22 protein-coding genes are annotated in these 26,203 nt (G+C 71.6%); 5 read left to right on the forward strand and 17 right to left on the reverse strand.

Annotation, left to right across the window (positions count from 1 at the left end; translation table 11 throughout):
• Nucleotides 1-301: 301 nt before the first annotated feature.
• On the reverse strand, nt 302-1,519 hold the full coding sequence (locus tag ACZ60E_RS31470; protein ID WP_469444975.1) for an ROK family protein: 1,218 nt from the start codon (nt 1,517-1,519) through the stop codon (nt 302-304).
• Nucleotides 1,520-1,664: 145 nt separating this feature from the next.
• Here ACZ60E_RS31470 and ACZ60E_RS31475 point away from each other — a divergent pair, with 145 nt between their 5' ends.
• Nucleotides 1,665-3,230, forward strand: coding sequence for an amylo-alpha-1,6-glucosidase (locus ACZ60E_RS31475; RefSeq protein WP_469444821.1), 1,566 nt, complete (start codon nt 1,665-1,667; stop codon nt 3,228-3,230).
• A complete protein-coding gene (locus ACZ60E_RS31480) occupies nt 3,227-5,173 on the forward strand; it encodes an amylo-alpha-1,6-glucosidase (RefSeq protein ID WP_469444823.1) in 1,947 nt (648 codons plus the stop codon). Before ACZ60E_RS31475 ends, ACZ60E_RS31480 begins: the two co-directional genes overlap by 4 nt.
• A gap of 228 nt (nt 5,174-5,401) precedes the next feature.
• Here the strand turns inward: ACZ60E_RS31480 and ACZ60E_RS31485 are convergent, their stop codons facing one another.
• The 9 genes from ACZ60E_RS31485 to ACZ60E_RS31525 all read right to left on the reverse strand — a co-directional run bounded on the left by ACZ60E_RS31485 (nt 5,402) and on the right by ACZ60E_RS31525 (nt 14,524).
• Nucleotides 5,402-5,959 carry a hypothetical protein gene (locus ACZ60E_RS31485; RefSeq protein WP_384812970.1) on the reverse strand — a complete coding sequence of 186 codons (558 nt, stop codon included), beginning with the start codon at nt 5,957-5,959 and terminating at the stop codon, nt 5,402-5,404.
• Nucleotides 5,960-5,973: 14 nt separating this feature from the next.
• Nucleotides 5,974-6,399 carry a hypothetical protein gene (locus tag ACZ60E_RS31490; protein WP_210882812.1) on the reverse strand — a complete coding sequence of 142 codons (426 nt, stop codon included), beginning with the start codon at nt 6,397-6,399 and terminating at the stop codon, nt 5,974-5,976.
• Entirely contained in the window at nt 6,400-7,311 is a 912-nt protein-coding gene (locus ACZ60E_RS31495) for a hypothetical protein (RefSeq protein WP_469444827.1), read from the reverse strand.
• Between the two features lie 58 nt (nt 7,312-7,369).
• A complete protein-coding gene (locus tag ACZ60E_RS31500; RefSeq protein ID WP_469444828.1) occupies nt 7,370-7,801 on the reverse strand; it encodes a hypothetical protein in 432 nt (143 codons plus the stop codon).
• A gap of 75 nt (nt 7,802-7,876) precedes the next feature.
• Nucleotides 7,877-9,433 (reverse strand): phenylacetate--CoA ligase family protein, encoded by a 1,557-nt coding sequence (locus ACZ60E_RS31505; protein WP_469444830.1) that lies wholly within the window; start codon nt 9,431-9,433, stop codon nt 7,877-7,879.
• Nucleotides 9,430-10,905 (reverse strand): pyridoxal phosphate-dependent decarboxylase family protein, encoded by a 1,476-nt coding sequence (locus ACZ60E_RS31510; RefSeq protein ID WP_469444832.1) that lies wholly within the window; start codon nt 10,903-10,905, stop codon nt 9,430-9,432. Before ACZ60E_RS31510 ends, ACZ60E_RS31505 begins: the two co-directional genes overlap by 4 nt.
• Before the next feature lie 518 nt (nt 10,906-11,423).
• Nucleotides 11,424-12,044, reverse strand: coding sequence for a cysteine hydrolase family protein (locus ACZ60E_RS31515; protein WP_469444833.1), 621 nt, complete (start codon nt 12,042-12,044; stop codon nt 11,424-11,426).
• A gap of 169 nt (nt 12,045-12,213) precedes the next feature.
• Nucleotides 12,214-12,951 carry a gamma-glutamyl-gamma-aminobutyrate hydrolase family protein gene (locus ACZ60E_RS31520; protein WP_384812954.1) on the reverse strand — a complete coding sequence of 246 codons (738 nt, stop codon included), beginning with the start codon at nt 12,949-12,951 and terminating at the stop codon, nt 12,214-12,216.
• 46 nt (nt 12,952-12,997) lie between these two features.
• Nucleotides 12,998-14,524 carry an APC family permease gene (locus tag ACZ60E_RS31525; protein WP_469444977.1) on the reverse strand — a complete coding sequence of 509 codons (1,527 nt, stop codon included), beginning with the start codon at nt 14,522-14,524 and terminating at the stop codon, nt 12,998-13,000.
• A gap of 453 nt (nt 14,525-14,977) precedes the next feature.
• Here ACZ60E_RS31525 and ACZ60E_RS31530 point away from each other — a divergent pair, with 453 nt between their 5' ends.
• The 3 genes from ACZ60E_RS31530 to ACZ60E_RS31540 all read left to right on the forward strand — a co-directional run bounded on the left by ACZ60E_RS31530 (nt 14,978) and on the right by ACZ60E_RS31540 (nt 18,371).
• Nucleotides 14,978-16,333, forward strand: a complete 1,356-nt coding sequence (locus ACZ60E_RS31530; protein WP_469444835.1) for a glutamine synthetase family protein — start codon at nt 14,978-14,980, stop codon at nt 16,331-16,333.
• Between the two features lie 57 nt (nt 16,334-16,390).
• A complete protein-coding gene (locus tag ACZ60E_RS31535) occupies nt 16,391-17,665 on the forward strand; it encodes a cytochrome P450 (protein WP_469444837.1) in 1,275 nt (424 codons plus the stop codon).
• Nucleotides 17,666-17,798: 133 nt separating this feature from the next.
• Nucleotides 17,799-18,371: a MarR family winged helix-turn-helix transcriptional regulator gene (locus ACZ60E_RS31540; RefSeq protein ID WP_385838280.1), complete on the forward strand. Its 573-nt coding sequence runs from the start codon at nt 17,799-17,801 to the stop codon at nt 18,369-18,371.
• 12 nt (nt 18,372-18,383) lie between these two features.
• Here ACZ60E_RS31540 and ACZ60E_RS31545 read toward each other — a convergent pair whose 3' ends face one another.
• The 7 genes from ACZ60E_RS31545 to ACZ60E_RS31575 form a co-directional block, all read right to left on the reverse strand.
• A complete protein-coding gene (locus tag ACZ60E_RS31545) occupies nt 18,384-19,181 on the reverse strand; it encodes a gamma-glutamyl-gamma-aminobutyrate hydrolase family protein (protein WP_469444838.1) in 798 nt (265 codons plus the stop codon).
• Entirely contained in the window at nt 19,178-20,689 is a 1,512-nt protein-coding gene (locus tag ACZ60E_RS31550) for an aldehyde dehydrogenase (protein WP_469444839.1), read from the reverse strand. Before ACZ60E_RS31550 ends, ACZ60E_RS31545 begins: the two co-directional genes overlap by 4 nt.
• Before the next feature lie 9 nt (nt 20,690-20,698).
• A complete protein-coding gene (locus ACZ60E_RS31555; RefSeq protein WP_469444841.1) occupies nt 20,699-21,544 on the reverse strand; it encodes a fumarylacetoacetate hydrolase family protein in 846 nt (281 codons plus the stop codon).
• A 35-nt stretch (nt 21,545-21,579) separates the two neighbouring features.
• The gene (locus tag ACZ60E_RS31560) at nt 21,580-22,542 is read right to left on the reverse strand and encodes a 3,4-dihydroxyphenylacetate 2,3-dioxygenase (protein ID WP_469444979.1); all 963 of its coding nucleotides are present in this window, start codon (nt 22,540-22,542) and stop codon (nt 21,580-21,582) included.
• A gap of 17 nt (nt 22,543-22,559) precedes the next feature.
• Complete coding sequence (locus ACZ60E_RS31565; protein WP_469444843.1) at nt 22,560-24,077, reverse strand: aldehyde dehydrogenase; 1,518 nt, start codon at nt 24,075-24,077, stop codon at nt 22,560-22,562.
• 74 nt (nt 24,078-24,151) lie between these two features.
• Nucleotides 24,152-24,958, reverse strand: a complete 807-nt coding sequence (locus tag ACZ60E_RS31570; protein ID WP_469444844.1) for an acetoacetate decarboxylase family protein — start codon at nt 24,956-24,958, stop codon at nt 24,152-24,154.
• The gene (locus ACZ60E_RS31575) at nt 24,955-26,202 is read right to left on the reverse strand and encodes an NAD(P)/FAD-dependent oxidoreductase (protein WP_469444845.1); all 1,248 of its coding nucleotides are present in this window, start codon (nt 26,200-26,202) and stop codon (nt 24,955-24,957) included. Before ACZ60E_RS31575 ends, ACZ60E_RS31570 begins: the two co-directional genes overlap by 4 nt.
• Nucleotide 26,203 lies beyond the last annotated feature (1 nt).

Genomic DNA, 26,203 nt, shown 5'->3' on the forward strand with positions numbered 1-26,203 from the left:
CCTCTTGAAGGCGACGGCGCTGACAGACCCGGCATTGCGCTCACCTGAGCGGCTTACGGCACGTCTGAGTTCACGTCGTCAATGATCAAAGGGTGGCACTGAGTGCCACCCTTTGGAGAAGTGCAGCCACTCAAGATCCGCTCATCTGAGCGAAACATCGATCATGCGTGGCGAGAATCACGCCGTTCCCGGCGCTCGGATTTCACCATGCGGACGCGTTCCCCGCCCGGAAACACCACCGTCACATCGCCTCGCACGGGCGCCCCGCACGGCCCGTCGGCCCCTCCGCGGGCCCGGCGCCTCACACGCCCATGGCGAGCAGGCGCTCCTCGATCCGCTCGGGCGCGAACAGGTGCTCCACGACCAGCGCACCGGCTCCGACCAGGGCCGCCCGTTCGCCGAGCCGGGACGTGACCACGTCCAGATGAGCGGTGGAGCGGGGCAGGGCCCGCTGGTAGAGCAGTTCGCGCACCCCGGTGAGGAAGGCGGTTCCGGCCAGATCGCCGGCGATCATCAGGACCCCGGGATTGAGCAGGGTCACCACCGTGGCGAGGACGTCACCGACGTGCCGCCCCGCCTCCCGCGCGAACGCCGCCGCGCCGGGGTGCCCCGAGGTGAGCAGATCGCGCACGTCCGAGCCCGACGCCGCCGGAACCCCCGACTCCGCCAGCCTGCGGGCCACGGCGCCCCCGCTGGCGACGGCGGCGAGACAGCCGTACGACCCGCATCTGCACAGCGCGTCGGCACCCTCCGGCACCCGGATGTGCCCGATGTCCCCGGCTCCGCCGTCGATGCCCCGGAAGATCGTGCCGCCGACGACCACCCCCGCGCCGATACCGGTGGAGACCTTCACCAGGACGAAGGCCGAGCAGTCGGGGTGGGCGGTGCGCTGCTCCCCGTACGCCATGAGGTTGGCGTCGTTGTCGACCAGGACCGGGACCGGTCCGGCGCCCGTGTGCTCGGTGAAGGCGCGGGTGAGGCGTCCTCTTATGTCGTAGCCGTCCCAGCCGGGCATGATCGGCGGCTGGACGACCCGGCCCGTATCGGTGTCCACGGGCCCCGGTACGGCGAGCCCGATCCCGCACACCTCGGCCGCCCGGTGCCCGGCCTTCTCCAGCAGTTCGGCGAACCAGCGGCCCAGCTCGCCGAGGACCACGTCCGGGCCGTCCTCGACGAGCAGCGGCCCGGCATGCTCGGCCAGCAGTTCACCGGTGAGGGACAGTACAGCGGCGCGCGCGTGCCGGGTGTCGAGGTCGGCGGCGAGGACGACGGCGTGGGAGTCGTCGAATTCCAGGCGGACCGAGGGGCGTCCGCCGAGCGGCGAGTCCACCGGGCCCGCGGCGCCCTCGCGCAGCCAGCCTGCCCGGAAGAGCCGGTCGAGGCGCTGACCGACGGTGGCCCGGGACAACCCGGTGACCTGTTGCAACGCTCCGCGCGTGGTGGCGCGCCCGCTGCGCACCAGCTCCAGCAGATCGCCGGAGCTGGCCTGGCTCCCGGCCCTCCCGGTCCTGGCGGCCATGTCGCTCCTCCCTGTGGTTCCGGTCATACGCACCCCTTGCGCTCACCAACTCTGCATTACATATTGAGTTTTGCGTGTTAAATAGACGTAACCCTACGGTAGCTACTGCCGAACTGGTCGGCGCCATGTCTTCGGGGAGACCTGAGTGGACCGCACAACCCAGCTCACCGCCCGCCGCACCGTGCACTTCGATCCCGTGCGCACCTCGGCCCCACCGCCCTTCACCGGCCAGGGCGACACCGGCCGGGCCCGGACCGCCGTATACGATCCGGTCCGCCCGGCGGAGTCCGTGCACGCCAGGGCGGCCCACGTACTGAACGGCAACTGGCGGGGCACGTCCACGGTGCCCTCGCGCAGCCTGTATCCGCACCAGTGGTCCTGGGACTCCGCGTTCATCGCGATCGGGCTGCGGCATCTGTCGCCGCTGCGGGCCCAGACCGAGCTGGAGACGCTGCTCGACGCGCAGTGGGGTGACGGCCGGATCCCGCACATCGTGTTCAACCCCTCCGTCCCCCTCGACGCGTACTTCCCGAGCCCCGACTTCTGGCGCTCCTCGACCGCGGGGCGCGCCGCGGGCGCCCCGGGCACCGTACAGACCTCGGGCATCGTGCAGCCACCGGTGCACGCGCTCGCCGTGTGGCTGGTGCACGCCGCCGACCCGGGGCTGTCCCGGTCGCGGTCCTTCCTGGCCCGGATGTACCCGCGCCTCGCGGCCTGGCACCGCTATCTGCTGCACCGCAGGGACTTGGGCGGCGGGGGTCTCGCCTCGGTGGTCCACCCCTGGGAGCAGGGCATGGACAACGCACCGAGCTGGGACGCGCCGCTGTCCCGCGTCACCCCGGCGCCGGCCCGCTCCTTCCGCCGCGCCGATCTGGACCACGGCGCCGCCGAGGACCGGCCGACCGACCTGGACTACGGCCGGTACGTACGGCTGGCGGCGGACTACCGGGACGGCGAGTACGCGGACGGCGGGCGGCCCGGCGGCGGCGTCGGTGAATTCGCCGTGGAGGACCCGGCGTTCAACGCGCTGCTGATCGCCTCCGAGCACGCGCTGGCGCGGATCGCCCGGGAGCTGGGCGCGACGGGCACCGCCCGGCACGCGCGCGCGGAGCGGCTGACGGCGGCGCTGGTGGACCGGCTGTGGGACCCGGCGGAGGGTCTGTTCTTCTGCCGGGACGTGCGCACGGACGAGCGGATCCCCGAGCGCGGGGTCTCCGGTCTCGTCCCGCTGATCCTGCCGACGCTGCCGCGCGAGACGGCCGCGGCGCTCGTACGGACCCTGCGCGGCCCGCACTTCGGGCTCGGCGACACGACGCGGCTCGTACCGAGCTACGACCTGACCGGGCACGCCTTCGACCCGCACCGGTACTGGCGGGGGCCCGCCTGGTTCAACACCAACTGGCTGGTGGAGCGGGGGCTTCGGCTGCACGGCGAGCTCGCGCACGCGGCCGAGCTGCGGGGCGCGCTGCTGGAGACGGCGGACACGTCCGGGTTCGCCGAGTACGTGGACCCGTACACCGGTGAGGCCTGCGGGGCGCTCGGTTTCAGCTGGACCGCGGCGCTGACGCTGGACCTGCTGCACGGAACGGTGCCCGAGGCGGCGCACGGCAGGACCGAAAGGCTCGGCGGGGCCGAAGAGTTCGGCACGGACGAAGAGTTCGCCGCGACGGAGAAGTCCGGCGAGGGTGCCTTGGGAGGGGACCTGCGATGACGGACCGGCAGCATCTGCTCGTACACGGCGGGACGTTCGTCGCGGTGGGCGACGGCGGGGACATCAGCGGAGTACGCGGCGGGGGCGGTTCGCACTCCGCCCCCGACGGGATGTTCGTGCGCGACGCCCGGCATCTGAGCCGCTGGCAGCTGACCGTCGACGGCGCGGTGCCCGAGGCGCTGTCGCCGGTGACGGACGGCGACACGGCCCGCTGCGTCCTCGTACCGCGCGGCGGCCGTCAGGAGCCGCCCGCCCACACCCTCTTCCGCGAACAGGCCGTCGCCGACGGCTCGTTCGTCGAGTCGCTGCGCATCACCAGCAACCGCCCGGTGCCGACGACCGTCCGGATCGCGGTCACCGCCGACGCCGACTTCACGGACCAGTTCGAACTGCGCTCCGACCACCGGACGTACGCGAAGACCGGCGCCGTACGCTCCCGCCAAGTCCTCGACGACGGCGTGGAGTTCAGCTATCAGCGCGGCGAGTGGCGGTCCTGTACGACCGTCACCGGTGAACCCGCGCCCGACGGCGTCGAGGAGACCGGCACCGGCGCGCGGCGGCTCGTGTGGGCCCTGGACCTCGAACCGCACGGCTCGGCCGAACTGACCCTGCGGGTGGCGGCGCGCCCGCACGGCACACCGGCCCCGGAGGTGCCCCCCACCCCGGCCGCCGCGAACGCCCGACTGCGCGCGCTGGAGGCCGAGTTCGCGCAGGGCGTGCCCTTCCCGACCGGCTGGCCCGAGCTGGCCGCGGCGTGCGCGCGCGGCCTGGCCGACCTGGCGGTGCTCCAGGTACCGGCGACCGGCCCGGACGGGGAGGAACTTCGTGTACCGGCGGCGGGGGTGCCGTGGTTCCTGACGTTACTCGGCCGCGACGCGCTGCTGACCTCGCTCTTCGCGCTGCCCTACCGGCCGCGGCTGGCCGCCGCCACCCTGCCCGCACTCGCCGCGGCGCAGGCCACCGAGGTCGGCGTGGGCACCGTCTCCCAGCCCGGCAAGATCGTGCACGAGGTACGGCACGGGGAACTGGCCCACTTCGGGCAGGTGCCGTACGGCCGCTACTACGGCTCCGTCGACGCGACCCCCCTCTTCCTGGTCCTCCTCGGCGCGTACGTCGAGCAGACCGGTGACACCGCGCTGGCCCGCCGGCTGGAGCCCAACGCCCGTGCGGCGATCGGCTGGATGCTCGACCACGGCGGACTGACCTCCCGCGGCTACCTCGTCTACCGCGCGGACGAGGGCGGCCTCGCCAACCAGAACTGGAAGGACTCCCCCGGCGCGATCTGCTCCGGCGACGGCAGCCGGCCCACCGGTCCCGTGACGGCCGCGGGCGCGCAGGGGTACGCGTACGACGCGCTGCGCCGGACCGCGCAGCTCGCCCGGACGGTGTGGGACGACGAGGTGTACGCGGCGCTCCTCGAACAGGCCGCCGGGGATCTGCGGGACCGGTTCCAGCGGGACTTCTGGATGGCGGACCGCGCGTTCCCCGCGCTCGCGCTCGACGGCGACGGGAACCACGTCGACGCGCTCGCGTCCGACGCGGGGCATCTGCTGTGGTCCGGGCTGCTGGACAAGGAGTACGGGGAACTGGTCGGGCGGCGGCTGCTGGAACCGGACTTCTTCTCCGGGTGGGGCGTGCGGACGGTCGCCTCCGGGCAGCCCGCGTACCATCCGCTGTCGTACCACCGGGGGTCGGTGTGGCCGCACGACAACGCGCTCATCGCGTTGGGGCTGGCGCGGTACGGGCTGCACGACGAGGCGCGGGCGGTGGCGCACGGGTTGGTGGACGCGGCGGCCGTCGCGGGGCACCGGCTGCCGGAGGTTCTGGCGGGGTATGGGCGTGGCACGCATGCGGAGCCTGTGCCGTATCCGCATGCGTGCGTGCGTGAATCACGGTCTGCGGCCGCACCACTGGCGTTGCTGACGGCTGTCGGGGGTGCGTAGCCGGCTGTGGGCCGGTGGGGGCGGGCCCCAAAGATTGCGCAGTTCCCCGCGCCCCTAGGTACCTAGGGGCGCGGGGAACTGCGCGAACGGCCCCCACCGGCCCGCACACGACTGCCGGCCCGCGGGCCCCGCTTTTAAGGGGCGCGGGGAACTGCGCAATCGGTTGGGTTCGCCCCCGGCGGCCCGCACTCGGGTTACGGTCCGAGGGGGCCGGCGGGGGCTGGGGAGTCAGACTCCCAGGACCCGGATCGACGGGTGTTCCTCCGTGTTGAGGTACAGCCTTTCCCGCGTGCCGTGCTGCTCCAGCTCAAGCACCAGCCGGTACCGGTACAGCCCCGGCCGGGCAGTGCTCAGGACCGTACCGGCCCAGTAGTAGTAGACCGGCGTGAACTTGTCGCGCATCCGGTCCGGCGCCCCGTAGATCTTCAGCTCCGTGAAGATCTTGCGCTCCGCCACGTCCTCCTCGTCACCGGACTCCGTGTCGAGGAAGACGATGCTGTTGATCTTCGGCATGGGCGGCCAGGTGTTGTCGATCCGCTTGTCCATGTCGATGGGCCGCACGATCCAGTTCAGGACCTGCCCCTGCTTGCAGAACGTCTGGAGGTGGTTCGTGCCCTGCCCGTCGCCACCGATGCTGTTGTCCATCATGAACATCGACTCGCTGAGCGAACCGGTCTCGGTCGCCCGCTCCATGTCGATCAGGGTGACGATGTTGAGCTGGACCGAGTTCAACTGGCCCGGGTTCTGCTTCTGTTCGACGACTTCGCCGACGGTGCTCGTACTCATCGCTCCTCCTGGAATCAGCCGACGAGACTCGGGGACAGCGTGGTGACGATCGGCTCGTCCCGCGAGCCGAGCCGGAACCGGACCTGGTAGTAGGTGTCGCCCGGGACGTCCTTCTTCACGGTCCCGATCCAGTACGCGACATCCGTGCCGGGGTAGACCCTGCGCTCCGGCTCGCACAGCTCGTGGTCGATGTCGATGCCGTCGATCGCCGTGTACGCCTCGCACTCCAGGGCGAGGACGGACCACAGGATCTGGTCGCCGCTGCGGACCCGGGTGCGCAGCTGCTCGGTGCCGAACCCCAGTGACCCGCCTGCCTTGTTGGTGTCGTAGAAGTAGAGGTTGCCGTGCACGGTGCCGGTGGCGAGGGCCCCCACGCAGTCCACGACGGCGGTGATCGCGATCGGGCGCCTGGCGCCGCCGTTGTCGGTCTCGCTGGTCATCTACCGCTCCTCCCCTACGAGGCCGGGCTCCTGCGAACCGGACTGCTGCGGCCCGGACTCCTGCATACCGGACTGCTGCGAGCCCGGCTGGAAGTACTCCGCCCCCTGGGGGGACGACCCGGACGCCCCGGGCGACCCGATGGGCAGCAGGCCCATGCCCGAGCCGGTGAAGCCGTTGTACTTGGGCTCGGAGGTCACCCGCAGTGCCGACTCGCAGGTCATGTTCACCGGCTCCCAGAGCGCCTCGCTGCCGCGCTGCACCAGCCGGTGGAGCTGGATGCGCATCGAGTACGAGTAGGTGCCGGGCCGGGAGGAGTCGACCGTGGCGGACCAGTACCAGCCGTCGGTGACCAGGTCGGGAGAGCCGTACTCCGCCGGGTACATGATCTTCTCGTCGACGGCCTGGCCGTAGATGTCCGTGATCACCGGGGCGGGGTAGCTGTAGGTCCCCGCGGAGGTGTCGGTGACGATCTCACCGGTGAGGTCGATGACCTTCTGTCCGGAGAGCCGGCCCTTGGTGCGCCGGGTGGTCTTCACCCGGGTGCCGACCGTCTTGCGGATCTCGTTCAGATCGGCCGCGGGATCGGAGACGTCGGGTTTGGCCGTGAGGGCGTCCAGTTCCTCCAGCGCCTGGGCGTCGCTCTGCAGCGCCCGCTCGCTCTCGTAGCCGCGCGGCACGGTCGGCGGCAGGGAACCCAGGCTGTACGGCAGCCAGTTGAGGACCTGCTCCGTTGCCTGCGAGCCGTCGCGCCAGTAGGCGCCGTGAATGGCGGTCACCAGGCCGCCGGTGCCCTGTCCCTCGGATCCGTGCAGCTTCATGTTGTCGAACAGATAGACGTTGTCCCGCAGGCTGTTGGCCTCCAGAGCGTTGCCGATGTCCACGAGCACGATGATCGCCAGCTGTTGAGCCATGCTTCCACCTCGTCGTTGTGGGATGTCTCCTGGTCGTCCGGACCCTGTGCCCCTCGGCTCAAACGCCTATCAAAGCGGGCGAGTCGACGTGCAGCACGCTGTACCGGCCCTCGTACATCTGGAGTTCGAGGCGGTACTTGAAGGGGGTCCCGGACGGCAGGGACGGGGGGACCACGCCGGCCCAGTGCGCCAGGTCGAGCTTGTCGCCGTCGTCGGCCGAGGTGCGGGGCATGGGTGCCGCCACCCCGTCCTCACCGAGGAACGTGATGCTCCGGATCTCGACGGGTGTCTGGAGGTCGACGGCGAGGGCGGACCACTGGACGACCTGGCCCGGCTGCACGGCGGTGCGCAGATGGGCCGTTCCCTGCCCGGTGCTCTCCTCGCCGGCGTTGTCGACCAGGCTGAGGTTGCCGTTGTGCAGGGTGCCTCCGGAGAGGGCGCCGATGACGTCGACCACGGCGATGATGTTGATCTGCGGTTTGTAGGCCACTCGTTCCTCCTGCGTTGTGAGCGGGGTTACGCACGGGGTGAGGGTGATGGATCTCTGTCTTCCCGGCTCGGTGGCTCAGGCCCGGTCGCGGACCAGCGGCACCTTGCCGACCGAGGTGCGCTCGATCTCCGGCGAGTGCCGCGGCACGAACCGGACCTCCAGGCGGTAGCCCGTCTTCGCGACCGAGGTGGGGTTGGCCTCACCGTCGTTGAACAGGGACAGGGACCGCGGCAGGGCGTTGACGAGCACCCGCTGGAGTCCGGCAGGTCCGAGCAGGGAATCGACGCGGTACGCCGGGGTGAGCACGTCGTCCACGGCGGCGTACAGGGTGATGACCCGTTCCTCGCGCCGGTTGACGAACTGGATCTCGTGCGCGGCCTGGTCCAGGTCCACCACGCCGGCCGTCCGCAGTTCGTCGCGGAGCGCGTCGTAGGCGCGCACCGCCGAGTACTGGCTGTCGTTCAGGTGCAGGATGTCCCCGGTGCGCCCGGCGAACTCGAACTGCTGGGCCTTCGGTCCCGGTCCGGGGCCGTCGAGGCGCGGCCTGCGGATCATGCGGTCGCCCAGCTTCAGCCGCAGCAGCGGCGCCTCATGGGCGTGCAGCCGTGTGACGACGAGTTCGCCCTCCTCCCCCTCGGGGACCCAGCGGCCGTTCTCGTCGACGATCTCGATGAGGTGCAGGCCCGGGACCGCGGTGAGGACGGGGCTCGACTCGGCCAGTTGCAGCCCGATGGTCTCCGCCTGGGTGGCCGCGAAGTAGCTGAGTATCGCCAGGTTCGGGTAGAGCGCCTTGAGTGCGTCGCGGTTGCGCTGCGGGAGGACACCGCTGCCGTAGAGCGCGACGCGGAAGCTGTCCTTGGCCTTCTGGCTCATGCCCGCGCCCAGTTCGGCGAGGATCGCGATGCCCGCCGAGATGCCCATCAGCGCCTTGGGACCCCGGTAGGAGAAGACGTGCTCCAGGACGGGTGCGGTGACGGGTCCGGCGCCGATGTAGTTGACGCCCGGCACGCTCTGCAGCACTCCGCCGACCATCGTGCCGCTGCTCCACATCTGGTAGTCGGCCAGTGTGGTGAGCAGCCACTTGGGGTCTTCGCCCGCGAGGTGCCCGCTGAGCTGGTACGTGCCGAGGAACTGGCCGGCCACCGCGTAGGTGTCGGTCAGTTCTCTCAGCGAGTACACGGTCTCCAGGGGGCTGCCGCTGCTGGTTCCGCCGCTGGCGACGACCTCGAAGCCACCCCGGTCGTGCGGGACGACCATGCCTTCGCGGGAGCCCATGTACAGGTCGCGCTGGGTCTCCTTGTCGGACAGCGGTAGGCGCTGCCACGCCTCGTAGCTGTCGGGGGGCCGGATGATCCCGGCGTTCTCCAGGCGTTCGCGCCAGAGCGGATTCAGCCGGACGGTGTGGATCATCTGCTGGAGCCTGCGCAGCACCAGGGCGTCCTGGATGTCGTGGGAGATCTCGCTGTAGGGCTGTTGGCAGACCCGTTCGCATTCCCGCATCTTGCTCGCGAACGACGGCAGCAGGGTCACTGCCTCGGGTGTCGGCGGGGTCAGTTCCCAGTCCGGGATGAGCCAGTTGACCAAGCCGCCGAGGTCGGTGGGGGCCGTGGTGGCCACCCGTGTGTCCGTCACTTCTTCCGCCCCGCTTTCCTTATCTCACCGAGGAGCATCTGGAAATGCTCGGTGGTGATCTGGTGGTTCATCATGACCACCCTGAGGGCGGCCACTCCGTCCACATCGACCTTGGAGATGAAGAACTGTCCGTCCTGCTTGATCCGATTCCTGATGTTCACTTGGAATTGGGCCACTTCGTCTTCCGCGAGCCATTCCGGCCGGTAGCGGAAACACATGATGTTGGCCTCGGGGCAGTGCAGGGTCTCGAAGTCGTCCTGTTTTTCGAGGATGGCGTGGGCATCCCTCGTCAATCGGCACAGGTACTCGATTTTCTCGGCGAAGAGTGCCCTGCCGTACATGGCCCACAGCACCCAGAGGGTCATCATCATGGGGCGCTTCGTGCATTCGAAGTTCTTGTCGCCGCTGTCGAGTGCCGTATGGATGCCCGGCTGCGCGTCGAACACGTAACTGGCGGTCTGCCGGAAGGCTTCCCTGCTGTGCTCCCGGTTGCGGTAGAAGAGCAGGGTGCACGGGGCCGGCACGAACATCATCTTGTGCGCGTCCCAGGCCAGGGAGTCGGCCTGGTCGATGCCGCGCAGTTTGTGGCGCAGTTCGTCGGAGACCAGCAGGCTCGCGCCGTGGGCGCCGTCCACGTGCAGCCACAGACCGCGTTCGCGCGTGATGGCGGCCAGTTCGCCGAGCGGGTCGAAGGCGCCCACCGACGTCGTGCCCGCCGACGCCACCAGGCAGAAGACGTTCAGCCCCTGCCGTTCGGCCGCGTCGAGGGCGGGCCCGACCCGGGAGACGTCGATGCGCCGTGCGGCGTCGAGCGGAAGGCGGACGATACGGTCCTCGCCGATGCCGAGGATGCCGGCGGCCCGGGCGACGCTGTAGTGGACGTCGGCGCCGACCGCGACGGCGGGCCTGGTCGGGCCGTCCAGTTCCGAGCCTCCGCGGGCCCAGACTCCGGGAAAAGCCCTGTTCCGAGCGGTGAGCAGGGCGGTCAGATTGGCCAGCGACCCTCCGGAGGTGGTCACCATGTCGAAGGTGCCGGGCCGGTAGCCGATGAACCTGTTCAGCTCGTCGGCCATGATCCGCTCGACGACGTTGGGCAGCTGGCCCGCCTCGTAGAAGGACGACGGCTGGTTGACGACGGAGCTGACGAAGTCGATGACTCCGGAGAGCGGGACCACGCCCGAGAACTGCCGGCCCATATAGCCGGGCGAATGGACCTGGATACCGGTCCTGATGTACAGGTCGACGATCGCCGAGAGTTTGGACTCGTCGAACGCGGCGGGTTTCTCGTGCTCGGTGGTCATCAACGCCCGGGCCGTCCGGGTCAATTGCGAGGGGTCGGTGAGTTCCAGGCCCCGGATCGACAGGTCGGCCAGATGCTTTTCCAGCTTGGCCAGCACGGATTCGGTGTTGTCCCGGAACAGTTGTACATCGAATGCGTCGATCAATGGTCCGCCCTGAGGTAAATCTGTCACGCGGGCCTCCCTCGTACATTCCATGGCTACTTGATGGTGGAAGCGCATCGGAAGTTGAACGGGTAGCGAGCGGCAGAGCGGACCCATCGTAGAGCGCCATGGCGCGTGAATATACAATTCCCCTACGACTGTCCGGAATCGACCAGCCCTCACGGCGGCCCACCGGAACGACCGTGACGCGCATGCCGAATAACAAACCGGAGCGACAGATACCGCACGCTGTATCCGGACCGCGGTGAATAGACCATTCCGGTGCGCACGGCACTGAATACCGCAGGCGACCGGCACGCCACCCCGTGGGGCCGTACCCCCGAAAAGAGCGGCTTCACGCCAACTGCGAAGATCCCCGCCGGGTGGCATCAGCGGTGCCACGCAACAGGTTAAACGTTTCTTTCAAGGCATACTTCAGGCCAAAAAATATTATATTTCGTACACTAATTCGAAAAATCCCGCTCACATGCGGTTTCGCCCGCGGAAAGGGCCCCGACGAACGCGCCGGGGCCCTGACGGAGTGCGGATCAGCCGCCGTTCTCCGCGTGGCCCGCGTCGGTCGCCGCCGCGAAGTCCGGGCGGCCGAGCGGTGACTTGGCGCGGACGGCGCCGATCCACTCCGCGGTGCTCGCCGTGTAGGCGAAGAACGACTGCATGACCACCAGCACCGCGTGGTGGATCTCTGCGGCGGACAGACTGCCCGCCCTGTTGGTCAGCGCCAGCGCGCCGGTCGCGTCGGAGAGCACCTCGACCTGGTAGCCGAGCTGGACGGCGTGCCGGGCGGTCGACTCGTCGCAGGTCTGCGTCATGTAGCCGACGAGGGTGAGCGTGTCGACGCCCGCCCGGCGCAGCCAGTCGTCGAGGTCGGTGCCGATGAACGACGACGGCAGTGTCTTCTCCACGAGATGGTCGTGCGGCCGGGAGGCCACCACGTCGTGCAGGGCGAAGCCGTGCGTGCCCCGCGCGAAGAGGGGAGAACCGGCGGGAGCGGCGTGCTGGACCAGCACGACCGGGACGCCCTCCTGGGCGGCGGTGTCGACGGCCGCGGCGATGTTCGCCAGGCTCAGGGACGGATCCGGGTAGCCGATCGGCAGACCGCCCGTGACGTACTCGTTCTGGACGTCGATGACGACGAGGGCACGTTTCATGACGGGGTCTTCCCTCCAGCGGGACTGCGGGTGACGGGATTGCGGGTGACGGGATTGCCGGTGACGGGTGCGGGCCGTGCGGGGTGTCCGGGTCGCCCGGAGTGTCCGGGGCACCCGGGCTGTCGGGGGTGTCCGGGGTGCCGGGCGCACCGGCTGCCGCGGGCGGGCCTCACCGGTCCGCCCCCGTGGCCCGGACGAACGCCTCGAACAGGGCCTGTTGGGCGGGGTCGTGCCGGGCGGTGTGCTCGGGATGCCACTGCACACCGGCGAACCAGGCGCGCCGGTGCGGAAGTTCCAGCGCCTCACGGGTGCCGTCGTCGGCCCGCGCGGTGACCTTGAGCCCCGCGCCCACCCGGTCGACATGGGTGCGGTGAAAACAGGACGCCGTCACCACCTGGGCCCCCATGCTCAGTTCGAGCAGGGTGGCGGGCTGGACGGCCACCTGGTGCACGAGGTTGTGGTGCCGGCGCCGCCAGCCCGCCAACTGCACCTGAAGCGTGCCTCCGAGCGCCACGTTGACGGCCTGGAGCCCCCGGCAGATCGCCAGCAGGGGCAGCTCGGTGCGCAGGACGTGGTGGGCCACCGCCAGATCGAAGCCGTCCTGTTCGGCGTCGGCGTCGTGCGTGCTGCCGTGCGTCGGCGTGTTCCCGTACCTGCCGGGCGGCAGTTCGTCGCCCCCGGGCAGGAGAACGCCGTCGAAGCGGGTCAGGCGCTCGGCGACGAGCGCGGGGTCGCAGCTGCCGTCCGGTGCGTGGGGATGCAGGGTGACGGGCTCGCCGCCCGCCCGCCAGACGGCTTCGACCAGGGCACGGGCGACGATCTCGGCGGAGTACCGCAGGGCCGAGGTCGAGACGGAGAAACGGGCGGGAATGGCGATGAGGGGACGTGCGGGACGGGGACGGGTCACGGGGCATTCCTCTGGGGGGAGGCGGTTCGGCGTACGGCGGTTCAGGTCACGGCGGATCCATGTCGGTGGTCTCCGAGGTCGGGGAGGTCCGGGAGGGCGGAGGGGCCTCTGGTGTCTGGGAGGCCTGTGAGGTCTGGGAGAGCGGGGAGGTCCGGGCGGCCGGGGAGGGCGGACCCGCCGGCCGGGCCAGGTAGGCGGCGGCGCCCAGCAGCCAGACGGCGGGGACCGTCAGCGCCAGCCAGGTGGCGGTGGTCCGGTCGCCGCCGATGAGGGTCGTCAGGTTGGTCAGGACGAGCCAGATGGCCCCGGCGATGCCCAGGGCGCCCAGGGCGGGCGCGACGGTGGTGTTCCACGGCCGCCGGTCCAGCCGGGTCCTGCGGAAGAAGACGACCACGGACACGGACGTCAGGAAGTACAGCAGCATGATCGCCAGGACGGCGACACCGCTGAACCAGGAGAACAGCGTCACGACCGGATCCCGGCCGGTCAGCGCGAACGGCACGACCAGCAGCACCGCGATCGCCGTCTGGACCACTCCGGCCGCCCAGGGCGCGCCGCGCCGGTTCAGGGCGCACAGGGCGTGCGGGAGGCGGCGTTCACGGCCCAGCGAGAACAGATAGCGGTTGGCCGAGTTGTGGAAGGCCAGGATCCCCGCGAAGAGGGAGGTGGCGAGCAGGACGGGCAGTACGTCACCGGCCCAGTCGCCGAGCCGGTCGGTGACCGGCTGGAAGACGAACGCCGAGGAATCCCCGTTCTCAAGGGCCCGGCCGGCGTCGTCGGTGGCGCGCGAGGCCCCGTGGGCGGAGATCACCATCCAGGAGGTGAGCGCGAAGAACGCGGTGATCAGCGTGATGGAGAGATACGTGGCGCGCGGCACGGTCCGTTCCGGCGCGCGGGCCTCCTCGCCGTAGACGGCGGTGGCCTCGAAGCCGAACATGGACGCCACGGCGAACATCAGGGCCACTCCCGGAGCGCCGTCGAGCGCGGTCTTCGGCGAGAAGGCCGCCGCGAGGCCGAGTCCTTCGGGGCCTCCCCCGCGCACCAGCGTGACCAGGGCGAACACCAGCAGGATGCTCGTCTCGGCGACCACGAAGACGGCCAGCACGCGGGCACCCGTGTCGATGCCCGTCACCCCGAGGAGCTGCACCAGCGCCATGGTGAGCAGGGCCCACACCCACCACGGCGCGTCGATGCCCGCGTGCACGTCCAGCAGGTGGGCGACCGTCGCTCCGTAGAGGCCGTACATCGCGGCCTGGATGGTGCAGTACGCGAAGAGGGCGACGGCGGCGGCCCCCGTACCGGCGGTCCGGCCGAGGCCCTTGCCGATGTACGTGTAGAACGCGCCCGGGTCGACGACGTGCCGGCTCATCGCGACGAACCCCACCGAGAACAGCAGGACGATCGCGCCCGCGGCGACGTACGCGGCGGGGACGCCGGAGCCGTTGCCGAGCGCGACGGACAGGGGGACCGCGCCGGCGATGCCGGTCAGCGGGGCCTGCGCCGACAGGACGAGGAAGAGGATGCCGAGGACTCCGAGGGCGTCACGCTTGAGCCGGCGGTCCGCGGCGGTCACGGTGGTGCTGCCGACCTGGCGTCGGCCGGGATCTCCGTCGGTCACGACACGTGCGGCCCGTGAGCGCGTTCGCGATCGTGGTCACGGTCGCGGTTTCGATCTCGGTCGTGGTCACGGTCTCGGTCGTGGTCGCGGTCGCACCTGATCCTGTCGGCAACGGCCTTCATGGGACGGTCCTCCCGAGGTGCAGGGCCTCAGCGCGAGGAAGGGGCGGAGGAGAGGGCAGGCGGGGCGCCCGGGTTCAGATCGCATTTCGTTTGGCACCAAACAACATAAGCGCGCCCTCCGGGCCGGTCAATCCCCGCCACCGGACACCGAGTTGAGCCGCACCCTTGCGGGAGGGCGACAGGCGTCCTTACCGTCGTCGTACCGTTTGACATCAAACAAACGGTGGGCGGCAGTGCCGCCCGGGCCGGGTGACGGCCCCGTTCCCATCTGCCCGAGGAGGCAGCGGTGAGCGCACACGACCCCTCTTTGACCAGGGAACACACCGAACGGCTCGCCGAGGCGGGCATCGACGTGGTCCGGGTGGTCTACCCCGACCTGCTCGGCACGGACCGGGCCCGCGACGTGCTGCTCGACCATCTGCCCACGGCCTGCGCACACGGGCTCGCCTTCTGCCGGGCGGTCTACCACACCACCCCGCGCGGCGAGGTGGTCCCGGTGACCGGCGGCCTGGACGCGGGGCTGCCCGACATGCTGGTCCGGCCCGACCTCAGCACGCTGGCCCCGCTGCCCTGGGAGCCGGGGGTCGCCTCCTGCCTGGGCGACGTCACCGACGCCCGCACCGGCGCACCCACCCCCGAGTCCCCCCGCGACCTGCTGCGCACCGTGCTCGCCCGGTGCGCGGAGCACGGGCTGAACCCGGTGGCCGGCCCCGAACTGGAGTACTTCCTCTGCGAGTCGGACCCGGGCGCGCCCGGCGGCAGGCGCCGCTACAGCACGGCCTCCGGCACCGTGTACACGGCGGGCCTGCGCGCCGACCCGGACAACCACCTGTTGCGCACGCTGCGTTCACTGCGCGACCTGGGCATCGGCGTGACGACCGGCAACCACGAGTTCGACGGTGCGCAGTTCGAGATCAACCTCGGTCACTCGCAGGCGCTGGACGCCGCCGACCGGGCCTTCCGGCTCAAGTCGGCCGTCAAGGAACTCGCCCGCGCGGAGGGGCGGACCGCCACCTTCATGGCGAAGCCGTTCAACGACGCGGGCGGCTCCGGCTTCCATGTCCATCTGTCGTGCGTGGACGGCGAGGGCGGCAACACCTTCGACGATCCGGCGGGCCCGTACGGGCTCTCGGCCACCGCCCTGCACGCCGTGGCAGGGCTCCTCGCGCACGCCCCGGCGCTCGCCGCGCTGCTGAACCCCACGGTCAACTCGTACAAGCGCTTCGGCCCCGACACGCTCGCCCCGTGGCTGATCGACTGGGGCCTGGACAACCGCAGTGCCATGGTCCGCGTACCGCCCGAGCGCGGGGCGGGGGCGCGGCTCGAACTGCGGCTCGGGGACGCCGCCGCCAACCCGTATCTGCTGGTGGCCGCCGCGAGCGCGGCCGTCCTGCTCGGGGTGCGGGACGGCCGCGAGCCGACCGCCCCGCTCAAGGGGTACGGCTACGACAGCGCCTCGGCGCCGCTGCTGCCCGCGAGTCTGCCCGCCGCGCTCGACGCGCTGGAGGCGGACACCGAGCTCACCCAGCTCCTCGGCAAGGAGTTCGTCTCCGCGTACCTCACCTACAAGCGCGACGAGGTCGGCCGCTTCCACCAGCACGTCACGGACTGGGAGCTGGACGAGTACGCCGACCATCTGTGAGCCGTCCCCGTCCCCCACCCCCCACCGCTCGTAAGGCACACCTCCGAGGAGAACCAGATGGCGGCATCCGTGCCGGTCGACCCCCTGCCCCTGGGCGACGTCGACCTCACCGACCTCGACCAGTTCACCGACGAGCTGCGGCCCTGGCGCATGTTCCACACGCTGCGGCACCGGGACCCGGTCCACTGGCAGCCCGAGGCCGCGCCCAACTCGGGCTTCTGGGCGCTCACCCGGCACCGGGACATCGTCGCCGTCGACCGGGACCCGGACACCTTCACCTCGACGAAGTTCGTCAATCTCGAAGAGGTCGACGACGACCAGATCGCCAAGCGCGCCTCGCTCCTGGAACTGGACGGCGTCCGGCACCGCGCGCTGCGCGGGCTGCTGCAACGGCAGTTCGGGCACACCGTCATCAGCCGGTACACCGACTTCCTGCGCGGTCTGACCGCCCGCACCCTGGACGCGGCGCTGCCGCTGGGCACGTTCGACTTCGTCACCCATGTCGCGGCCGACTTCCCGATCAACGTCCTGGCCCGCCTCCTGGACGTGCCGCCCGAGGACAACCGCCGGCTCATCGACTGGGGCAACCGCATCATCGGCAACACCGACCCGGACTACGCGGACGTCCTGCTCGGCAGCCCGGAGAGCGAGCGCTACCGGGATCTGCCGTTCCGCTCCCCCGCCGCCACCGAGGTCTTCGCGTACGGACGTGAACTGGCCCGGCAGCGGCGGGGCGGCACCGGCGACGACCTGGTCTCGCGGCTCGTGAACGGGACCCCGCGCGACGGTGTGCCCCTGACGGAACAGGACTTCGACAACTACTTCCTGCTCCTGGTCGTCGCGGGCAACGAGACGACCCGCCACGCCATCAGCCACACCATGCTGGCGCTGACGCAGCACCCCGACCAGCTGGACCTCCTGCGCCGCGACCCCGGCCTGATCCCCGTGGCCGTCGAGGAGTTCCTGCGCTGGGCCTCCCCCGTCTACCACTTCCGGCGTACGGCGACCCGTGACACCGAGCTGAGCGGCACCCGCATCGGGCGGGGCGACAAGGTGGTCATGTGGTACGCCTCCGGCAACCGCGACGAGGCGGTGTTCCCCGACCCCTACGCCTTCGACGTGACGCGCACCCCCAACGACCATGTCACCTTCGGGAAGACGAGCCCGCACCTGTGTCTGGGCAACCTGCTCGCCCGTACCGAGATCCGCGTCATGTTCGAGGAACTGGTCCCGCGGCTCGCGGACGTCCGGCTCGGCGGTCCGGTCCGCCGGGTGCGCTCCAACTTCGTCAACGGAATCAAGGAACTGCCCGTGACGGTCACGCTCAAGTGATCACGCGCAAGTGACCACGCTCAAGTGGGGCGCCGCAAGCCCGCAGGCCCCGGAACCGGCCACGTAGGATTCGATGCCGTACGGCCGTGCGTCAGCAGTGACGACGGTCCGGTGACGATGCGAGGGAGCGCCCGTGCCCAGCCAGCGGTCCATCAGCGCGGCGGAGAGACTCGCGGCGGAGAAACTCGGCGGCATTCCCGTCCGGCGCGACCAGATGGCGGCGGTCGCCAACATCTACCGGGCCGCGTCCGCCGTGCGCCAGCATCTGGAGAACTCCGTACTGCGGCGCTCGGACCTGACCTGGACCGGCTTCGTCGTGCTCTGGGTGGTGTGGGTGTGGGGCGAGTCCGAGACCCGGCGCGTCGCCGAGGAGGCCGGAATCTCCAAGGGCACCCTGACCGGTGTGGCCCGCACCCTGGAGTCACGCGGTCTGCTGCGCCGCGCCGACCATCCCACCGACGGGCGGCTCGTCCTGCTCGGCCTCACCGAGGACGGCGAGAACTTCATGCGGGAGGTGTTCCCTGCGTTCAACGAGGAGGAGGCCTTCGTCACCTCGCGGCTGAGCGACGCCGAGTGCCGCACGCTCGCCGACGGGCTGCGGAGCGTGGTGCTCCAGGTCGAGGAGAGCGGCGAGGAGCGGCGCCGGGAACTGCTGAACGGCGCGGCGGCCACCCCCCGTCGCAGCGGCCGCCGCGCCCGTAACTGACCCGCCTCTCACCTATTCACGTTCGGCCTTTCGCCGTGCCGCCCGCACCAGCGCGTCGAAGAGCCGCTGCTGGGCCGGGTCCGTGCGCGCGGTGTCCTCCGGATGCCACTGCACGGCCATGAACCGGTCGTCGCCGTTCACGAGTTCGACCGCCTCCACGGTTCCGTCGACGGCGTGGGCGGTGGCCTTGAGCCCCTCCCCCAGCCGGTCCACGTGCTGATGGTGGTAGCAGGACGCCTCGGCCTTGTCGGTGCCGGTGACACGGGCCACGACGGACCAGGGTGCGAGGAAGACGGGATGCCGCACATGCCGGTGCCCGTGCCCGGAACCGCCGGCGTCCCCGCCGCCCCGACCGCCCCGACCGTCCTGACCTTCCCGGCCGCCCTGGTTGTCCTGGTTGTCCTGGTGCAGTGTGCCGCCGAGGACCGTGTTGACGACCTGCAGACCGCGGCAGACCGCCAGCAGCGGTAGGCGGCGCGCGAGGGCCTGCCGGGCGAGTTCCAGGTCGAAGCCGTCCTGTTCGTCGTCCACGTCGTACACGGCCCGGTGCGTCCCCTTCGCCCCGTAGCGGTACGGGGCCAGGTCGCCGCCGCCGGGCAGCAGGAGGCCGTCGAAGCGGGCGAGCCGGCCCTGCACCTCGTCGGGGTCGGCCGTGCCGCCGGGCGCGTGCGGATGGATGCCGCCCGGTTCGCCGCCGGCCCGCCAGACCGCCTCGATCAGCGCGCGGGCGTTGGCCTCCGCCGGCCGGTCCAGGGCCGAGGAGGCCGAGGAGAAGCGGGCCGGGACCGCTATCAGCGGGCGGGCGGTCACAACTGGATCCAGGTGGTCTTCAGTTCGGTGTACTTCTCCAGGGCGTGCACGGACTTGTCGCGCCCGTTGCCGGACTGCTTCACGCCGCCGAAGGGCACGGTCAGGTCGCCCTCCTCGTAGCAGTTGACCCACACCGTGCCGGCCTTGAGGGCGCGGGCGACCCGGTGGGCGGTGGACAGGTCGGAGGTCCACAGCCCGGCCGCGAGCCCGTACTCGGTGGCGTTGGCGAGGGCGACCGCCTCGTCGAGATCCTCGAAGGCGAGGACGGACAGCACGGGCCCGAAGATCTCCTCGCGGGCGGCCGGACTGTCCGGTGCGACGCGATCGAGGACGGTCGGTTCCAGATAGGCACCCCTCGACCCCGTCAGGGCGCGTGCGCCGCCCGTTCGCAGCCGGGCCCCGCTGTCGACCGCCGCACGGACATGCCCGAGTACGCGGTCGAGATGGTCCTCGCCGGCCAGCGCGCCCATCTCGGTGGCCGGGTCGAGCGGGTCGCCCACCCGCAGCGCGCGGGCGTGCGCCACGACGGCGTCGGTGACCTGCTCGGCGACGGAGGCGTGCACCAGCAGCCGGGAGGGGGCGGTGCACATCTCGCCCTGGTTGAAGAAGATGCCCCAGGCGGCCGTGGCCGCGGCCTTCGCCAGGTCGGGGGCGTCGGGCAGGACGATGTTGGGCGACTTGCCGCCCAGTTCGAGCCAGACGCGCTTGAGGTTGGAGTCCGCCGCGTAGTGCAGGAAGTGGCGGCCGACGGCCGTGGACCCGGTGAAGGCCAGGACATCGACACCGGGGTGCAGGCCGAGGGCCCGCCCGGCCACCGGCCCTTCGCCGTTGACGACGTTGAGGACACCCGGCGGCAGCCCCGCGCGCAGTGCGGCGCGTCCCAGCAGGGCGGCGGACAGAGGTGCGTGTTCGGAGGGCTTGAGGACGACCGTGCACCCGGCGGCCAGCGCCGGGGCGATCTTCCAGCCCGCCAGCGTCAGCGGGAAGTTCCACGGGACGACCGCGCCGACGACACCGGCGGGCTCCCGGGTGACGAGCGCGAGGGTGTCCGGGGCGGTGTGCGGGATCTCGTCGGCGAGTTTGCCCGCGAGCTGGCCGTACCAGCGGAACGTCTCGACGACGGCCCGGAGTTCGATGTCGTGGGCCTCGGTGACGGGCTTGCCCATCTCCAGGCTGACGGTGAGGGCCAGTTCCGCCCGGCGTTCCTCCAGCAGATCGGCGAGGCGGATCAGGATCCGGCCGCGTTCGGCGGGGGCCAGGCGGGGCCAGGGGCCGTGGTCGAAGGCGCGGCGCGCGGCGGTGACGGCCGCGTCGATCTCGGCCTCTCCCCCGTCGGCGACCTCGGCCAGCACTTGGCCGTCGCGGGGGGAGACCGCCGCGAAGGTGCCGCCGCCACCGGGTTCGTCGACGCCGTCGATGAGATGCGTACCGACCGGTTCGAGGGCCTTGGCGCGGCCCAGCCATTCCTCGTACGTGACCTGCGTGACGGCAGGGCTGACGGCGGTCATACAGTCCTCTCAGCGTTTGGGTGGCCTGATGCCGCGGAACTCCCAGTCGCCGCCGAGCGCGGTGGACAGCACTTCCTCGGACTCGCTCGGCTGGGCGCCGAGGTCCGTGCGGACGGCGGTGGGGCCGGAGACGATGTGGTTGCTGAGCCGGCCGAGGCCCTCCACCTCGACCTCGACGACATCACCGGGCCGGACGGGCCGGGAGTGGGCCGGGGTGCCGGACAGCAGCACGTCTCCGGCGTACAGGGTGATGGTGCGGGCGATGTCGGCGACGAGATAGTGCATGTCCCACGTCATCTCGTCGGTGGAACCGTCCTGGACGACCGCCCCGTTGACGTGGGTCCGCAGGCGTTTGCCGTGGAAGTCCCAGTCGGTGACCAGGCCGGGGCCGAGCGGGCAGAGGGTGTCGGAGCCCTTGACGCGGAGCATGGAGCCCGCGTCGGTGTCGCGGAAGTCGTGCAGGCCGTAGTCGTTGGCGACGGTGTACCCGGCGATGTAGCGCCCCGCCTCGGCGCGGGAGATGTTGCGGGCGGTCCTGCCCATGACGATGGCGACCTCGCCCTCGTAGTTGAGCCACTTGCAGCCCTCGGGCCGGACGACCGCGCCCCGGTGGGAGGTGAGCGCCGAGGTCGGTTTGTGGAAGTAGGTAGGGGCGGCGGGCAGGGCGACCCCGAACTCCTCCACCCGACTGCGGTGGTTGAGGTGGACCGCGATCACCTTGGACGGGACGACCGGCGGCAGATGGGTCGCGCCCTCGGCCTTGACACGGCGTCCGTCCCCGGCGACCAGCTCGTCGCCGTCGCGGACGGTCTCCACGACGGCGCCGTCAAGGAGGACACGGCGGTACTCGGGCATGGCGGAAGCCTCCCTGGGGTCGTCCGGTCAGGCGGTCATCCGGTCGGCGGGCCGGACGGGCGGACGCGGCTGTGGGGTGTGCGGGCGGCGGCCGGCGGGGGCGGCGGGCCCGTGCCCGTCCAGCCGTCCGCCGGGCGGTCGAACCACAGGTGCACCTGGCCGGTGCCGATGGCGTTCTCGTACGTGCCGTACTGCCGGGCCTTCGCCGTGCACGCCCGCTCGCCGAGGGCCCCGGCCATCATCAGGTAGTGGAAGAACTTCGCCTCGGGCCGGTGGGGCCAGAAGTCGTCCATGCGGTCGAGGACCTGGTCGTGGCGGCCCTCCGTGAACCAGGCGATGCGCTCCTCGTCGGCCGCCCGTGCCTCGGGGGTGAAGATGTGCTCCGGGTCGCCCGCCTCGTGGTCGCGCAGTTGCCGCAGCGGCCAGAAGGTGTGCGACAGGGCGCCGGAGGCGATCAGGAGGACCCTGCGGCCGGGCGTGGCGGCGATGCCGTCGGCCAGTGCGCGGCCGAGGCGCAGATGGTCGTCCATGTCCCCGGTCTGGCAGACGCCGATGGTGACCCACCGCTTGTCGGGCAGCCCCTCGCCGAGGTACTTCCACAGGTTGGTCGTGGCGTAGTAGACGGGCAGGTACGGGTCGTCTACCGGGGTGATCCAGGTGCCGTGCCGGTCGGCGAACGAGGCGGTGCGGTGGGCGAGTTCGGGGTCGCCGGGGAAGTCGTACGGCATCCGGCACATCCCGCGCGGCAGTTCCTCGGAGGTGTACAGGCCGGCGCGGCGCGGCTGGGCGGTGACGACGAACTCGACGGTGGTGGCCCAGTGGGAGTCGAGGACGACGACGGTGTCGTAGCCGTCGGACGCGAAGACGTCGTCGCGGAGCTGCCGCAGACCGGTGACGAGGGTGCTCTCCTTGCCCTCGTTGAGCTCCAGCCGGTCGGCCTCCGGCAGCACGATGGTGGGGACGTGGGAGAGCAGACCCGCCCCGACGATCTCACCCATGGTCCAGCCGTCCGTTCTCATCCATGGTCGGTCCATCCGTTCGGTGCGGTGACGGTGGTCTTCAGATCGCAGTAGAAGTCGAAGCTCCAGTCGCCGCCCTCGCGGCCGACCCCCGAGTGACGGGAGCCGCCGAAGGGGGCCCGGAGGTCCCGGACGTAGAAGCAGTTGACCCAGACCGTGCCCGCCACGAGCCGTGCGGTGACGCGCCGCGCCCGCGCGTGGTCGCCGGTGGCGACGGTGGCCGCGAGACCGAAGCGGGTGTCGTTGGCGAGGTGTACGGCCTCGTCCTCGGTGGTGAAGGTCTGGAGGGTCAGGACGGGCCCGAAGACCTCCTCCTGGACGATCTCGGAGTCCTGGGCGACGTCGGTGAGGAGGGTGGGCGGGTAGTACAGGCCGCCTTCCCGCGCGGCACCGCGACCGCCGCCGGGGTGAGCACCGCTCGGACGGCCGTCGCCGGGGTGAGCGCCGACGACCGCGCGGGCCCCCGCCTCCAGCGCCCGCCGCACGAACCCGTCGACCTTCTCCAGCTGTCGGGGGTGGATGAGGGGGCCGAGGTCGGTGGCCGCGTCCCGCGGGTCGCCCTGGCGCAGCCGGGCCGCCCGCTCGGCGAGGCGGCGGCCGAACTCCCCGGCCACCGGCTCCTCGACCAGGATGCGGGTGGCCGCGAGACAGACCTGCCCCGCGTTGTCGTACTGCTCCACCGCGAGGTCGACGGCCAGGTCCAGATCCGCGTCGGCGAAGACCAACAGCGGTGATTTTCCGCCCAGTTCGAGGCTGAGCGGGGTGAGGTTCGCGGCGGCCGACGCGGCGATGCGCCGCGCCGTCGGTACGGACCCGGTGAAGCTGACGCGGCGTACGTCCGGGTGCGCGACGAGGGCGGCGCCGACCTCGGGACCGTACCCCTGTACGACGTTCAGGACCCCGGGTGGCAGGCCGGCCGCGGTGGTGATGTCGGCGAGCAGGGAGGCGGTCAGCGGGGACCATTCGGAGGGCTTGAGGATCACCGTGCCGCCGGCGGCGAGGGCCGGGGCGGCCTTCCAGGTGGCGAGCAGCAGGGGCGCGTTCCACGGGGTGATCAGTACGCACGGCCCCGCGGGGTCCCAGCTGACGTGCTGGGGGTGGCCGCGGGTCTCGAAGTCCTCGTGCCCCAGTTTCAGCAACCGGTCGGCGAAGAAACGGAAGTTGTGCGCCACGCGCGGCATGACACCGCGGCGGTGGGAGCGCAGGAGGGCGCCGTTGTCGTGGGTCTCGACGACGGCGAGTTCTTCGAGCCGTTTCTCCACCCCGTCGGCGACGGCTCCGAGGAGGCGGGCGCGTTCGGCGGGCGGGGTGGCGGCCCAGCCCGGGAAGGCGGCCCCGGCCGCGGCCACCGCCGCGGCGGCCTCCGTGCCCGTGCCGCGGGCGATCTCGCCGAGGGGGGTGCCGTCGATGGGTGAGACGTCCGTGAAGGTCTCGGCGGAGGCGATCCGTTCGCCGCCGATGAAGTGCCGGGTGTCGACGGCGACTCCGGCGACGGTGGTGAGGTGTTCACTCATGTCGTGGGGCTCCCTCGTGTCATGGGGCTCCGGCTGTCGGGGCGCCGCGCGTCAGGGCGGGCCCGCGGCGGGGCTCATTCGGCGCCGGAGGTGCCCGACTCCAGGAGCCGGCCCCCGTCCCAGACCACACCGACCTGCCGGTAGTACGCGGCGATCGGCTCCCGGACCTCCAGCCGGGCCAGTTCCTCGGTGGGCGCCTCGAACAGCTCCAACTCGGCGTCTCCCGTCCAGGACTGGCCTCCCTCGAAGGACGCGGCCCCGGACTCGATCAGCTCGTCGAGCGCCAGTCCCTTGCCCTTCTCGACGGAGGGCAGCCAGCGGTGGTGGAGCATGGGGTGGGCGTTGACGAACCCGTTGCTCCCGGACGGCTCGCGCAGGGTGACGACGGCCTGGGCCAGGCGCCGGTCGGCGGCGGCGAGGGTGGCTCCGAACCTGGCCCCGGCCTCGATGCGCGGGGCGGGCCCGTACGGATGCGGACGGGTCTGGTGCAGGGAACCGAGCTTCTTCGGATACCCCTGGTGCAGTCCGCGGGCGAGGGCGAAGTCCTTGTCGACCCAGATGAAGACACAGCGCGTGTACGTCCGCCCCCGGTACGCACACCGCACGACGGCGAACGCTTCCTTGTACTGGGCCCGCACCGGATCGAGCAGTTCCCGCCCCGAGTCGCCACAGGACTGCCAGTCGGCCCAGATCAGCGCGACGGCGCCGGGGTCCTCCGCGGCGGGTTCCAGCGGCTCGGGCAGTAACTCCCGTACGCGGTCGGGGTCGGTGCGGTATTCGACGGTGAGCAGATCACCTGAGTAGCGCCACGGCGGCGCGGGGATGAGCGACGCGGCGCCCGTCGCCGTCTTGGGGTGGAAGTAGCCGCGCAGACCGGTCACGTGGGCCCTCCTGACGATCCGGCGCCGAGAGCGGGCTGGGCGAGGAGTTCGGCGCGGTGGCGGGCGGCGGCGGCCGAGGTGGACCGGCCGCCGAGGGAGACGACACCGACGAGACGGCCGCCCCGGTGGAACCCGGCGAGGAAGTCGCCCTCGGGGTCGCCGTCCAGGACGCGCACGTCGTCCCGGCCCAGGGCGGGGGCGCCGAAGGACTGCAGCCGGAAGTCGTGCTGGTCGCTCCAGAAGGTCGGCAGGGGCGCGAACGGTTCGACCGTGATGCCGGTGCCGGTGCCGGTGAGATGGGCGGTCAGTACCTTGGCGGCGTGCTTGGCGGTGTCCGTGGGGATGGACCAGTGCTCGACGCGGCGCGCGACCTCGTCGTAACGGGCGTTGGGGAAGCGCGCGATGTCACCGACGGCGACCACGTCCGGGCGTCCGCCGACCCGCAGGTGCTCGTCCGTCAGGACGCCGTCGGTGAGGTCGAGGCCGTTGCCGTCGAGCCACTCGGTGTTGGCGACGGAGCCCACCGACTCCACCACGACGTCGGCGGCGAGGACCGTGCCGTCGGCGAGGACCACCCCGGTGACCCGGTCGTCGCCCTCGAACCCGGTCACCTGGGCGCCGAGGGCGAACCGGACGCCCCGCCGCTCGTGCCGGTCGAGCAGCGCCTTCGCGAGCAGCTCACCGAGCGGCCCCACCATGGGCAGCGGCAGCGGGTCTACGGCCGTGACCTCGGCGGCGCCGAGGGCCAGGGCGGTCGCGGCGACCTCGCAGCCGATGAATCCGGCGCCGATGACGACCACGCGCCCGCCCGGCCGGGCCAGCGCCGCGCGCAGGCCGCGGGCGTCGGCCACGGTCCGCACGGTGTGCCGGCCGTGGCGGGGGCCGGGGCAGGGCAGCCGCCGGGAACGCATCCCGGTGGCCGCCACCAGCCCCCCGTACGACAACGTCCCGCCGTCGTCGAGCGTGACCGTCCGCCGGTCGAGGTCCGCCGCGACGACCCGGGTGCCCAGGCGCCACCGTACGTCCGCGACGCTGGCCCGCGGCAGGAAGGTGAGCGAGCCGAAGGAGGCGTCGCCTGCCAGCGCCTCCTTGGACAGCGGGGGCCTGTTGTAGGGCATGTGGGGTTCGTCCCCGACGAGGACGACCGGGCCGCGCCAGCCGGCGGCGCGCAGTTGCTCCGCGGTGCGCAGCCCGGCCATGGAGGCGCCGGCCACGACGACGGGGGCGGGTGTGGCCGCGTTCACG

It is taken from the genome of Streptomyces sp. NPDC102514, assembly GCF_055584525.1.